The sequence below is a fragment of the Salegentibacter mishustinae genome (genome assembly GCF_002900095.1).
Taxonomy (GTDB): domain Bacteria; phylum Bacteroidota; class Bacteroidia; order Flavobacteriales; family Flavobacteriaceae; genus Salegentibacter; species Salegentibacter mishustinae.
The window spans coordinates 20,025-33,281 of sequence record NZ_LLKN01000004.1; the positions used below are offsets into that span (position 1 = coordinate 20,025).

General features: G+C 37.9%; 11 protein-coding genes. 4 read left to right on the top strand and 7 right to left on the bottom strand.

The annotated features are described in order from the left end of the window. Nucleotides 1–8: 8 nt before the first annotated feature. The gene (locus APB85_RS17640; protein WP_057481328.1) at nucleotides 9–1,862 is read right to left on the bottom strand and encodes a fasciclin domain-containing protein; all 1,854 of its coding nucleotides are present in this window, start codon (nucleotides 1,860–1,862) and stop codon (nucleotides 9–11) included. Between the two features lie 217 nt (nucleotides 1,863–2,079). Between APB85_RS17640 and APB85_RS17060 the strand changes: the two genes are divergently transcribed. The 3 genes from APB85_RS17060 (at nucleotide 2,080) to APB85_RS17070 (ending at nucleotide 4,816) form a co-directional block, all read left to right on the top strand. Next, complete coding sequence (locus APB85_RS17060; RefSeq protein ID WP_057481329.1) at nucleotides 2,080–2,499, top strand: lipocalin-like domain-containing protein; 420 nt, start codon at nucleotides 2,080–2,082, stop codon at nucleotides 2,497–2,499. Between the two features lie 160 nt (nucleotides 2,500–2,659). Further along, complete coding sequence (gene mnmA, locus APB85_RS17065) at nucleotides 2,660–3,850, top strand: tRNA 2-thiouridine(34) synthase MnmA (RefSeq protein WP_057481330.1); 1,191 nt, start codon at nucleotides 2,660–2,662, stop codon at nucleotides 3,848–3,850. Nucleotides 3,851–3,871: 21 nt separating this feature from the next. Then, a complete protein-coding gene (locus APB85_RS17070; RefSeq protein WP_057481331.1) occupies nucleotides 3,872–4,816 on the top strand; it encodes an NAD(P)H-dependent flavin oxidoreductase in 945 nt (314 codons plus the stop codon). Here APB85_RS17070 and APB85_RS17075 read toward each other — a convergent pair. The 4 genes from APB85_RS17075 to guaA are packed head-to-tail and all read right to left on the bottom strand — an operon-like array spanning nucleotide 4,813 to nucleotide 9,295. Further along, nucleotides 4,813–5,352 (bottom strand): DUF922 domain-containing protein, encoded by a 540-nt coding sequence (locus APB85_RS17075; protein WP_057481332.1) that lies wholly within the window; start codon nucleotides 5,350–5,352, stop codon nucleotides 4,813–4,815. The genes APB85_RS17070 and APB85_RS17075 overlap by 4 nt on opposite strands. After that, a complete protein-coding gene (locus tag APB85_RS17080; protein WP_057481333.1) occupies nucleotides 5,349–5,750 on the bottom strand; it encodes an OsmC family protein in 402 nt (133 codons plus the stop codon). The genes APB85_RS17075 and APB85_RS17080 overlap by 4 nt, the downstream gene beginning before the upstream one ends. After that, nucleotides 5,740–7,716 carry an amino acid ABC transporter substrate-binding protein gene (locus APB85_RS17085; RefSeq protein ID WP_057481334.1) on the bottom strand — a complete coding sequence of 659 codons (1,977 nt, stop codon included), beginning with the start codon at nucleotides 7,714–7,716 and terminating at the stop codon, nucleotides 5,740–5,742. The genes APB85_RS17080 and APB85_RS17085 overlap by 11 nt, the downstream gene beginning before the upstream one ends. Before the next feature lie 46 nt (nucleotides 7,717–7,762). Further along, nucleotides 7,763–9,295, bottom strand: a complete 1,533-nt coding sequence (gene guaA, locus APB85_RS17090; protein WP_057481335.1) for a glutamine-hydrolyzing GMP synthase — start codon at nucleotides 9,293–9,295, stop codon at nucleotides 7,763–7,765. An 84-nt stretch (nucleotides 9,296–9,379) separates the two neighbouring features. Here guaA and APB85_RS17095 point away from each other — a divergent pair, with 84 nt between their 5' ends. Further along, entirely contained in the window at nucleotides 9,380–10,105 is a 726-nt protein-coding gene (locus APB85_RS17095; RefSeq protein WP_057481336.1) for an SIMPL domain-containing protein, read from the top strand. Nucleotides 10,106–10,152: 47 nt separating this feature from the next. Here APB85_RS17095 and APB85_RS17100 read toward each other — a convergent pair whose 3' ends face one another. Together APB85_RS17100 and bshC are read right to left on the bottom strand one after the other, a co-directional pair. Next, nucleotides 10,153–11,517, bottom strand: a complete 1,365-nt coding sequence (locus APB85_RS17100) for a pyridoxal phosphate-dependent decarboxylase family protein (RefSeq protein WP_057481349.1) — start codon at nucleotides 11,515–11,517, stop codon at nucleotides 10,153–10,155. A gap of 1 nt (nucleotide 11,518) precedes the next feature. After that, on the bottom strand, nucleotides 11,519–13,132 hold the full coding sequence (gene bshC / locus APB85_RS17105; RefSeq protein ID WP_057481337.1) for a bacillithiol biosynthesis cysteine-adding enzyme BshC: 1,614 nt from the start codon (nucleotides 13,130–13,132) through the stop codon (nucleotides 11,519–11,521). Nucleotides 13,133–13,257: the final 125 nt, after the last annotated feature.

The following is a 13,257-nucleotide window of genomic DNA, read 5'->3' on the forward strand; positions in this document are numbered from 1 at the left end:
TCTAAAAATTAATCTGCAGCAGGTAGCAATACGGTATCAAGTGCGTGAATTACTCCGTTTGTAGCTTGAACATCAGCTGCAATCACTGTAGCAGTTCTTTCGTTTTCATCTGTAATAGTTACATTATCACCAAGATTTACAGTAAAATCACCGCCTTCTAGCGTGGTAACATCCATATCATCAGTTAAGTCTCCAGATCTAACATTAGCACCGGTAACTACGTGATAAGCTAAAGTAGCTTCCAAAGTTTCTGTAGGGATATCTGCAAGAGCTCCTAATTCCAATTCATCTAATAAATCTACAAATGCATCATTAATTGGAGCGAAAACAGTAAATGGAGCAGGATCTTCACTCATCATAAGTGTTTCAACAAAAGTGAAAGAATCTTCTCTTGTAAGGGCCTGTACAAGAATATCGAAGTTAGGATCGGCAGTAGCAAATGTGGTTATATTTGGTAATCCAATTACTGCATCTACTGCGTGAATTACCCCATTGTCTACTTCAACGTCGGCAGTGGTTACCGAAGAAACTCCATTAATCATCACGCCGTCATCTGTATTTATATACATACTTAAAGGCTCTTCAGAAGCTCCCCATACGGCCATACTTGGGATGTAGCCGGTAGTTAATTCGGTAGACATAATTTCGCCCATCTGTACGTGGTTCAATAATACCTGGGTTAATAAATCTACAGGTACTTCATCAAGACCATTAAAGCCATTCTCATTTAAAAAAGCTGTAAATGCAGCGTTATTTGGAGCAAATACGGTATAATCATCGGTTCCGGTGAAAGTTGAAGTTAAACCAGTAGCTTCAAGTGCGGCTAATAAAGAAGAATAATCTTCATTTCCGGCTACAAAATCGGCAATGGTATTTGTTTCAATTTCAATAGCCTCATTTTCAGGAAGAATTACTGTATCCAAAACGTGAATCACTCCATTATTTGCCTGAACGTTAGTGGCAACAATTGTTGCAGTTCTTCCGTTTTCATCAGTAATAGTTACATTTTCTCCCAGGTTGATAGTGAAACTTCCGGTTTCAAGAGTCTCTACCATCATTTGATCTGTAAGATCTTCAGCTCGAACATTTGATCCCGCAACTACGTGGTAGCTTAAAATACTCGATAAAAGATCGGCTGGAATATCGTCTAAATCGGCTAATTCAAGCTCGTCAAGTACATTTGTGAAAGCAGTATTGGTTGGGGCGAAAACAGTAAATGGCGCAGGATCTTCACTCATCATTAAAGTTTCAACGAAAGTAAAAGATTCATCTGCAGTAAGTGCCTGTACAAGAATATCGAAATTGGGATCGGCAGTTGCAAAAGTGGTTACATCCGGTAATCCAATTACGGCATCTACAGCGTGAATTATACCGTTGTCTACTTCAACGTCGGGCGTGGTTACTGAAGAAACTCCGTTGATGGTTACACCATCGTCAGTATTGATATATAAACTTAAAGGTTGGTCTGAAGCCATTCCGGTTGCCATACTCTCAATATAGCCGGTAGATAAGGCACTAGACATAATTTCACCTTCCTGAACGTGGTTTAGAAGGATCTCTGTTAAAACATCTTCGGGAACTTCATCAAGACTGTTAAAACCGTTGTTCGATAAAAATGAGTTAAATGCGGCATTGTTAGGTGCAAATACGGTAAAGTTAGCTGTTCCGTCTAAAGTAGCATCCAGTCCTGTTACTTCTAATGCGGCGCCTAAAGAAGAATAATCAGGGTTTCCAGCCACAAAATCGGCAATTGTGTTTGAAGGGGTGATTACATCTCCTCCATCATCGTCATCACTACATGCAAAGAGACCAAAAGTCAAAAATGCCAGTAAAGCGATTTTAGTAAATTTAATAGTTTTCATAATTCTAAGTTTTTGTTATGTAGTAAAAGTAAACGAGAAGCAAACCATAAACTGTTTATTCTTTGTTAATTATTATAAAACAAGAGTTAAATGTTTAATCATAATAGATTTTATTTAAACAGAATTTTATCAGAACAATATTCTATAAATCCATACCGTTTTTTTCTAAAGACGTGTTTAAATTTGAATATATTTACACAAAACTAAAACCTAGCTTATGAAAAAACTTTTATTAATACTTTTTAGTATAGCGCTATTTACCTCCTGTAGTGAAGATGATGATGCTAACGGAGATGACGATATTTTAGGAACATGGTTTATAGCTGAAGCCAACGGAATTCCTAATTTTGAAGTAACCGAATGTACCAGAGAATCATCTATAACCTTTAATAGTAATAACACAACTTATTCTGAATATTATGTTGGCTCTGGTGAGGCCTGTACACTTGCTGATGAAACAAATAGTGTATGGGAAAGGGAAGGTCAAATTTATACATTTTCTTTACCTATTGAGGGCTTAGAAAATTTTGACTTAGATAACATTAATGGCAATGTAAGCTTCAATTCTGATAAATCAGAATTTACATTTACTCCTTTAATATTTCCTTCGGCCTCAATAGTATTTGAAAAAAGATAAATATTCTACCATCCATTAATTAAAGCGATCTAAAATCCAAATTTTAGATCGCTTTTTTATTTTTAGCTACTTTCCTTCCACAAAAGCTTTCTCTTAAATTTTCGTAATTTTGCAAACTCTTTTCCGACTTTATGCGGAAGGAATTTCAATTTTTAGGTTTATGAAAAAGAAAGTGGTTGTAGGTTTATCGGGTGGAGTAGATTCCAGTGTGTCAGCATATCTTTTGCAACAGCAGGGTTACGAGGTAATTGGACTATTTATGAAAAACTGGCACGACGATTCGGTAACCATTTCTGATGAATGCCCATGGTTAGATGACAGCAATGATGCGATGATGGTAGCCGATAAACTTGGTATACCTTTTCAAACTGTAGATCTTAGTGAGCAATATAAAGAACGTATCGTTGATTATATGTTCAATGAATATGAACGTGGCCGCACGCCAAATCCCGATGTTCTATGTAATCGTGAGATAAAGTTTGATGTTTTTATGAAAATCGCGCTTTCTTTAGGCGCCGATTATGTAGCTACAGGACATTATTGCCGTAAAGGAGAAATTGAAAAAGAGGGAGAAACTATTTATCAATTGCTTTCAGGGAAAGATAATAATAAAGACCAGTCTTATTTCCTTTGCCAACTTACGCAAGAACAACTTTCCAAAACGCTTTTTCCAATTGGCGAATTACAAAAATCTGAAGTGCGAAAAATCGCTTCAGAACAAAACCTGGTGACTGCAGATAAGAAAGATTCACAAGGACTTTGCTTTATTGGGAAAGTAAGATTACCAGATTTTCTTCAGCAAAAATTACAACCTAAAGAAGGCAAGATCATAGAAATTGAAGCCGAAAAAGACTTATATTCTTCTGAAACACCTAAATTCAGCAATAAACAGGAAGAACTCGATTTTCTTGCTAGAAAGTATGAATATGCTGCGGAAGACGGAAAGGTTGTAGGAAAACACCAGGGCGCTCATTATTTTACCAAAGGCCAGCGCAAAGGCCTTGCGGTTGGTGGCACGCCAGAGCCGCTGTTTGTTATTGATACCGACGTGATAGATAATGTAATTTATACCGGGCAGGGAAAAAACCACCCGGGAATTTATAGAAAAGGACTTTTTATCAATAAAGACGAAGTGCATTGGGTTAGAAAAGACCTCGCAATAAATAATGATGATACCTTAAGAGTAAAAGCCAGAATTCGCTATCGTCAACCTTTACAAGATGCAACATTACATCAAACAGAGGCTGGAATGTATGTGATTTTTGATGATCCTCAAGCTTCAATTACCGAAGGTCAATTTGTAGCCTGGTATGAGGGCGAAGAATTATTAGGTTCGGGGGTTATTTCTTAAATTCGAAGAAAATTTAAGCAAATGCCCAAAAATAAGATCACACAGCTTTTTAATATTCAATATCCTTTAATTCAGGCCGGAATGGTTTGGGCCAGCGGCTGGAAACTCGCCAGCGCCGTGAGTAATGCCGGCGGACTCGGAATTATTGGTGCGGGTTCTATGTATCCCGAAATTTTAATAGAGCATATTGAAAAATGTAAAAAAGCTACCGATAAACCATTTGCAGTAAATGTTCCCCTACTCTATCCTGATATCGATAAGATCATGGAGATTATAATCAGTGAGAAAGTAGAAATTGTCTTTACTTCAGCCGGGAATCCTAAAACCTGGACTAAACATTTGCAGGAACACGGCATTAAAGTGGTGCACGTGGTTAGTGGTGTAAAATTCGCTTTAAAATCTCAGGAAGCAGGTGTAGATGCCGTGGTTGCTGAAGGTTTTGAAGCCGGTGGGCACAATGGTAGAGATGAAACTACTACCTTCACCCTAATCCCAATGGTGAAAGAAAAAATCAAAATCCCTTTAATTGCTGCAGGCGGAATCGCCACAGGACGCGGAATGCTAGCCGCTATGGTATTAGGTGCAGATGCTGTGCAAATTGGAAGCCGTTTTGTTGCCAGCCCAGAAGCTTCATCACATCAGAATTTTAAAGAAATGGTGGTAAAAGCCCAGGAGGGTGACACCAAACTTACTCTTAAAGAGCTTGCTCCAGTAAGACTTTTGAAAAACAAATTCTTTGATGATATTCAGAAATTATATACTGAAAACCCATCAAAGGAACAGCTTATTGAATTATTGGGACGCGCCAGGGCTAAAAAAGGAATGTTTGAAGGCGATTTGGAAGAAGGAGAGCTGGAAATTGGCCAAATCTCAGGATTGATCCACGAGATAAAACCTGCCGCTGAAATTGTAAAGGAAATAATAGAAGAATTTGAAACCGCCAGGAAAGAAGTTTCGGCGCTTTAACTGGAATATTCACTTAGTTTGTTCATTTCCTTTTCAACAAATTTCCTCCATTGATATTCGGCTTCTTTATTAATGCTGTGGTTGGTTTCTTTGTCAAACTGATTTTGCATTTGCTGGCGCTGCAGTTCAATTTCAGAATAGATATCGTTTAATTCTTTTTTCATTTTCGGGCCGGGCTCGTAATTGCTTAAAGCTTTTCTAAGTTTTCTGGAGTGCAACTCGGTGATATCAAAATGTAATTGCTCGTGGGCAAGTAAATAATCTACTTCTTCAATTTCCTTCACCCAGGAACGCTTTGGGTAAAAGTTACTACCAACTTCATAAGTAAATATCGTCTCGTCGCTACTTTTTGTAGCATTCCAGGAAAACGAAAGTCCGGAATTGGTATTAGCTTTATAAGGAAGATGTTTTTTAGGATTGGCCTTAAAATCTTCCCATTTTAAAAGCCGGGTTTTATCCCAGGATATTTTTTCAGTGTCTTGAGCTAATAATTGAAGACTTAAAACAAAAATGAATAAAACACTCCAGAATTTCATGAATATTTAAAGCTAATAAGCTTTTCCATATCTGGATGAAGACTTTGCATTACCGGGCAGGTTCGCGCGGTATTTTCCAGTATTTTACGCGTTTTTTCAGAATAAGTTTCAGGGAAATTAATCATAATTTCCACCCTGGAAATTCGCCGGGGATTAGCCGCCATGGTTTTAGTCACTTCGGCTGTGGTTCCTTTTAAGTTTACCTCAAGTTCTTCAGCCTTAATTCCCATAACCGTTAGCATACAACTGGCTAATCCGGTCGCCACAGAGTCGGTTGGGGAAAATGCTTCGCCCTTGCCATGATTATCGGTAGGCGCATCAGTAATTATTTTCGCACCACTTTTAAGATGTTCAGCTTCGGTTCTTAAACTTCCGGTATAAATAACTTTACTGGTCATTAGCAACTTTTAAATTAAGTTCTTCATCTAAACTCATAATATACACCGCATCATTATAAAACCCGCCATTTCGTTTTGAAGTATAATGGAATTTATTCTCGTGATATTCAGTAAAACCGGTATACTTTTCAAAAGAATCATAAAGATCTTCGGCCGAAGCCAATCTTAGTAAAATATCTAAGGTGAGATCGTAACCTCTAACCACATATTGATTAGGGATCATATTAAATTGTTCTTTATAATCCTCAATAAACGCTTCAGTCATCATATCGTCGTACTGTTTATCTACTGAAGGATAATGAAAATTAAGTCGACCTAAATGCTCATTATCTACCACATCATCTTCAAAACCGCTGTTTCTATTGGTAGTGAATAATTTAATTTGATGCTCTCTCGCCAATCGATTTAATGCTGAAGTTGTACTACTTATCAAACCGATATTTGAAGACTCCAGGATTACCCAGTTTTCCTGGGTTTTAGAAAGTACTCCCTTTATTTTTTCAGCACTTAAGTAAGCTTCAGAAGGAAGTATTACCTTGGAATTTGGCAAAATTTGAGTGAGTTCGTTCTTTTCCTGGTTTTTAGCAGCATCAGCAATAATAATTACATTTTTACCCATTGCGTTTTTCTCCAGGTAATCAAACATCGCATTTTTCAGGATCTCATCGGTAGGACGGGATTGAAAAAGATTTTGATAAGATCTCATTTCTCGGTTAGATAAGGGGCTTATCACCGGAACATTATATTGAGCTAATCTTGCAGCCGCGGCTTCTGTAGTGTTTTGCAACAAAGGCCCAATAACCGCATCTACGCTACTAAAATCGTTTGAGTTTATAATATTGGTAACTTCCTGAACATTTCTGCGGGTATCGTAAGTTTTTAATTGGGTAGAAATCCCCAAGCTTTTCGCCTTTTCTACCGCCATTTTTACCCCGCTATAAAAATCTAAAGAAATTCGCAATACGCGATCATCTAAAATAGCGTCCTTATAGCTGGAAATAGAATCCTGATCTATCTGGCTAAGATTATAAGGCAATAATACCACGAGCTCTTTCGTATTGAAATTGCTTAATTTATTTGATAGATCTAATTTCTTATTAGCATTTTCATTTTCAGCCTCACTTGCAAGGTCTTCAGTTTCTCCAGGTAAGTTGTCTTCATCATCGGTATTAGGAACTTTTAGAACCATTCCTATTTTGAGTCCATCTTCTAAAGCAGGGTTTAAAGACATTAAAGAATCCTGTGAAACATCAAATTTTCTGGAAAGACCAAATAATGTTTCTTTAGGTTTTACCTCATAAAATTCAAAAACCTCATCGGTTAGAATTACCGGTTCATCTAAAACATCGGTACCTACACGTATCATTACCCCAGGCTTCAACACATCTACCTTTGGGTTCAATTCTTCCAGCTCTTTTACCGTAATCCCATATTTACGAGCTATCCCGTATTTGGTTTCCTTTGGTAAAATTACGTGCTCACGAGTTTCCGAAATTTCTTGATTGACAGCTTTAGGAATATCAAGCTCTCTGGAAGAAGCTAATTCGGTATTCCCTGCAGCTTTTTTTCGCTGCGGAATTAAGATCTCTTCACCCCGCTTTAACTCTTCAGAATAAAGATGCTTGTTAAACCTTTTAATCTCATCAATTTCAACATTATAATCCTTGGAAAGTCTATATAAAGTTTCTTTTCGCTTTACCGTATGAGTGATAAACTGAATATCTTCAGTTTCAGTTGAAGTTTCTTTTTTCTGTTGACTTAACGGGATCACTAATTTTGAAGATACCTCTAGATTCCCTTTAGCATCGGGATTGTATTTATAGATCGCTTCTTCTGAAATATTATAAGCTTTAGCGATGCTGTAAACAGTTTCCCCGGCTTCTACGGTATGGTATTTAAATTCCTGGGCTGATGCCGAAAGAGTAGACAGCTGAAATAAAAAACAAACTATTAAAAGGTATTTCATATTTATTGGTTTAATCTCTCAAAGAGAGTTTAATTAAGCTCAAATTTTATTCCCATTCTATAGTAGCCGGTGGTTTTGAGCTTATATCATACACTACTCTATTAACGCCTTTAACCCGATTTATTATAGTATTCGAGGTTTTTTGCAAAAATTCGTAAGGTAAATTCACCCAGTCTGCCGTCATTCCATCGGTAGATTCTACGGCTCTTAGGGCAACTACTTTCTCATAAGTACGCTCATCTCCCATAACTCCTACAGAACTTACCGGCAGCAATATAGCGCCGGCCTGCCATACTTTATCATACAACATCCAGTCTCTTAATCCCTGGATAAAAATATGATCTACTTCCTGCAAAATACGAACTTTTTCGGCGGTAATATCTCCCAGAATTCTAATAGCAAGTCCTGGTCCTGGAAATGGATGTCTACCTAACAGCTCATCATCAATTCCCATTTCGGCGCCTACTCTTCGCACTTCATCTTTAAAGAGCATTTTTAAAGGCTCTACGATCTTTAATTTCATAAAATCTGGCAATCCACCAACATTATGGTGCGACTTTATGGTTGCAGAAGGACCTCCGTTTACCGAAACCGATTCAATAACATCGGGATAGATAGTTCCCTGTGCCAGCCAGGTTACGTCCTTTATTTTATGCGCCTCGTCATCAAAAACTTCAATAAACGCATTTCCAATAGCTTTTCGTTTTTCTTCGGGATCACTTACTCCTGAAAGGGCATCCAGAAATCGTGCCGAAGCATCAACTCCTTTAACGTTTAGCCCCATATCTTTATACTGATCTAAAACGCTTTCAAATTCTCCTTTACGAAGCAAACCGTTATTTACAAAGATGCAATACAGGTTTTTCCCGATAGCTTTATGCAATAAAACCGCAGCAACACTAGAATCTACGCCACCACTTAAACCTAAGACTACTTTATCGTCTCCTATTTTCTCCTTTAATTCTGAAACTGTTAGATCAACAAATTTACCCGGTGTCCAGGTTTGTGCTACATCGGCAATTTTCACTAAAAAGTTTTCCAGCAATTGTTTCCCATCGGTAGAGTGATAAACTTCAGGGTGAAATTGTATCCCATAAGTTTGTTCTCCCTCAATTCGGTAAGCGGCATTCAAAACATCTGTAGTACTGGCAATTCTCACGCTGTTTGCCGGCAATTCTTTTATGGTATCACTATGGCTCATCCAAACCTGTGAGTTTTCCATAATCCCGTCAAACAAGGTTTCGCCATCTTTTATTACTGAAAGATTTGCTCTTCCATACTCACGAGTTTCTGAAGCTTCTACTTTTCCACCGTGAAAATGGGCAAAATACTGCGCTCCATAACATACTGCCAGGATTGGTAGTTTCCCACGAATCTTAGAAAGATCTGGGTGCGGAGCATCTTCTCCACGAACTGAAAACGGACTCCCCGAAAGGATCACCGCTTTAAAGCTTGAAATATCGTCTGGAATTTTGTTAAATGGAACAATTTCGCAGTAAATATTGAGTTCTCTCACACGCCTTGCAATCAGTTGCGTGTACTGCGAGCCGAAGTCTAAAATGAGTACGTTTTTTTGCATAGGCAAAAGTAAGAATTTGAGACAAAAATAAAATAGCCAACCGATTTATTTTCTATCTTTATTACAAACCCTCAATTTCACAAAATGAAATATATAAGTGCCATAATTTTTGCTATTGCAATTGTGATTGCTGCCTGGTTCCTGGGAGAATCTTATGTGAGCAGGGCGAATCCCGATGGAGTTATTTCGGTAACCGGTTCCGGAAGTGAAAATTTCACCTCTGACCTAATTGTTTGGGAAGGTCGTTTTAGCCGAATGAGCCCCAATTTAGAAGAAGCATACAACAACTTGAATTCTGATAAAGAAACAGTAAGAACTTACCTTATAGAAAAAGGAATTAAAGAAGATAATATTGTTTTTAATTCGGTGCAAACATCAGAGCAGCGAGAAAATCAATACCAAAATGGAAATTATGTGGGTAGCATCTTCCAGGGATACCAGCTTACTCAGAATGTAAAAATTGAATCTGCAGATGTAGAGCTTGTAGAAGAAGTTTCTCGTGAGATCACTGAACTTCTTAACAAAGGGGTACAGTTTAATTCTACCCCGCCTAGATATTATTACACCAAACTCGCCGATCTTAAAATTGAAATGATCTCTAAAGCTACTGAGGATGCCCGATTAAGAGCGGAGAAAATTGCTGAAAATAGTGGAGGAAGTTTAGGGGAATTAAAAAATGCCAATATGGGCGTTTTCCAGATCACCGGACAGAATAGCGGAGAGGATTATTCCTGGAGTGGCGCTTACAACACCGGCGATAAGAAAAAAACCGCATCTATTACGATGCGGTTAAATTATGAGATTGATTGAAAGTTAAAACCTCAAAGGTTTTAAAAACCTGTGAGGTCTCTTTACTTCTAATCCATGGTATCCAAAATCATATCAATATCTTCTTCGGTAGTATCAGGGTTGATAAAACAAAAACGAACTACGGTTTCTTTTTTCCAGGTAGTTGGTGTTACCAACGCCAGGCCTTCCCGATGATTTTTATACGTCCAGTCTCTATATTCTTCCGGACTCCATCCTTTTCTTCGGAATAGAACCACCGATAAACTTGACGGTCTAACCAACTCCAGGTTATCCCGTTCTTCAATTTTTTTAGCTGCCTTTTTTGCAAGTTCAATTCCGGTCTCAATGGCCTGTTGATATTTATTCGTGCCATGCATTGCTAAAGAAAACCAAAGCGGCATTCCTCTAATTCTTCTGGTTAATTGAATTTGATAATCAGCCGGGTTAAAGCCTTCGGCGCCATCGTCTTTAAAAATTTCAAGATAGGCGCCTTTTTGAGAATGTGCATTTTTTGCCAATTCAAGGTCTTTATATATAACCGCTCCACAATCGTAAGGAGAAAACAACCACTTATGCGGATCTATCGTAATACTATCGGCTCGTTCCACTCCATTAAACAAGTGTCTTACCGAAGGAGCGGCCAAGGCACCACCACCGTATGCACAATCTACGTGAAACCATACATTTTCCTTTTCGCAAACGTCGGCAATGGTATCTAATTGGTCTATAATACCTGCATTTGTGGTTCCACCGGTAGCGACTACTGCAAAAAGACGATTTCGGTCTTTTTCTTCCAATTCATTAATTGCATTTTGCAGTTCGCGGCCGGTAAGATTTTCTTCTTCACAATCTATCATAACTACATCGGCATCAATCACCTTTGCCATGGCCTGTATAGAACTATGTGCCCCGTGAGAAGTAAGCATCAAAGCTTTTTTTCCTACATTCTGGCTGTCTTTTGAACGCCACGCTTCTCTTGCCGCCACCATAGCTGATAGGTTTGCCGCGGTACCACCGCTGGTAAAAACGCCAAAAGCGCCTTCGGGTAAACCGGTAAGCGAAACCAGCCATTTCATCGCCTGGTTTTCACAAAAAATTCCCCCGGCACCTTCCATCCAATATGCTCCATGAATACTGGAAGCCGATGTCACTAAGTCGAACATAATCGCTGCGCGTGTTGGTGCAGCGGGTACAAAAGCTAAATGTCTTGGGTGATCTATGGGCACCGTCGCTTTAACTAAAACGTCACGAAAAAGTTGAAAAGCGTTCTCTCCCCCGATTCCCTCTGGGGTTACGGTTTGGCCCACAATTCTAAATAATTCTTCTTCGTTTTTTGGGGCTCCCATTTCGGGAGTAATATTAGAGATACGGTCTATGGTATATTTCATAACGTCTAACGTCATTTCTACCAGGTCCATATCTATGGTATGCATTTTATTCTTTTCCAAAGGTCAAAATTTTAAATTCCGCTTGCAGCGGGTCTAATTCTTTTAATAATACTGAAATCAATTCGGGGCCGTATTCTGCATAAATTTCCGAAAAATTGGTCTGGCGCTCTTGTAATCCTTTATTCGGAAAGAGTTCATTTTGAAGCGCTGCAATTCTACTTACCTCATCTTCCAGTTTTCGTTTTTGTGCTTTTAAAAGACGTTTTTCAAGATTATCAAGGCCTTTTAATTGTTTTACTTCCTGTGCTTTTACCGCGCCAAGAAAAGATTTATCGGTTTTCTCTGCCAGTTCATACATCTGCTGAAATTGTTCTACCAAATGTTCTTTCTGTTCAGAAAAATCAATATCAATATTTGAAATTTGCCGTACTTTCCTATTGATAAGTTCGTGCTGTTTCAAAAATAATTCTTTGTTTGAAATATTTAATTTTCTTCGCTTTTCATCCAGTTTTGCTGATTGGATCAAAGCCGAATTCCGAAGCAATAAAACCGGAAAAACAACATTTTCAGCTTTAAAATATTCTTTTAACTCCAACCAGTATGCGAGCTCTCCGCCACCGCCTATATAACAAAGATTAGGCAAAATCACTTCCTGGTATAAAGGACGAAGCATCACATTTGGACTAAATCTCTCGGGAAATTCCTTTAATTCCTTCAGGATTTCATCTTTACTCCATTGTATTTCAGTCTCGTGTACAAAATATTCGCCGTCTCTTTCAATAATTCGTTCACGTAAACCATCGTTTAAATAAAACAGATTGATTTCTCTTGGATTCACCTGAACATTATACCCAAGATCATTCAACTTCTCGGCAGTTTGCGTGGTAGTTTTATGAGAAACTTGTTCTAAAAGTTCATTTTCAGCATAAGGGATAAAAAGCTTTTTGAGTTCTGTTTGCTGCGCATCCAGTATCACCAAACCTTCTTCCTTGAAAAGTTCGTTGGCGAGATATAAAGTTGCATCGGCAAGATTATCGTGCTGCAGGTAAGATTTTTTAAATAATTCCTTTAAAAAATCGGCATCCTTCCCGCCACCAATTTCAGCTGAAAAAAGTTTAAAAACATCTTCCAGGCCATCGGTAGATAAATTTCCTACGGCATCATTTTCAGCATTTTTAGGTGCATTTGCCCATTGAAACTTCTTCCCGTTTAAATTAAAAAAATTGATCTCCTCAAAATCGTGATCTTCGGTGGCCATCCAGTACACCGGCACGAAATTATTTTCAGGATATTTTTCCTTTAATTTTCGGCTAAGGTTAATTGTGGAAACAATTTTATATAAAAAATAAAGCGGACCGGTAAATAAATTAAGTTGATGACCGGTTACCACAGTAAAGTTTTTTTCCTCTGCCAGTGCATCAATATTTCTTTGTGTGGCTTCTGAAACTTCCAATCCAGAATATTGCTCTTTTAAAGCTTTCACCAGGATTTCTCGATTTTTTAGCGGAAAAGAAGACTTTTCATCTATTTGCGCTTTAAAATTCTCCAGGTTTGGAAAACGATTATAGAAAGTTTTTAGCTCCTCTTTTTCATCGAGATAATCTAAAATAAGCTCGTTAAAATAATTGGTTTCTTTGTACGGAATACACTCGGTTGGCATTAGCAATTTTTTGGATGGTAAAGATACCGAAGTTAAGAATTTTATTCGCTAATTTTTAGTTAATTTGGCGCTATATACTGTTTTTACTCGATTATTGGTAGTTTATAATCAAACGTCAAGCTGAA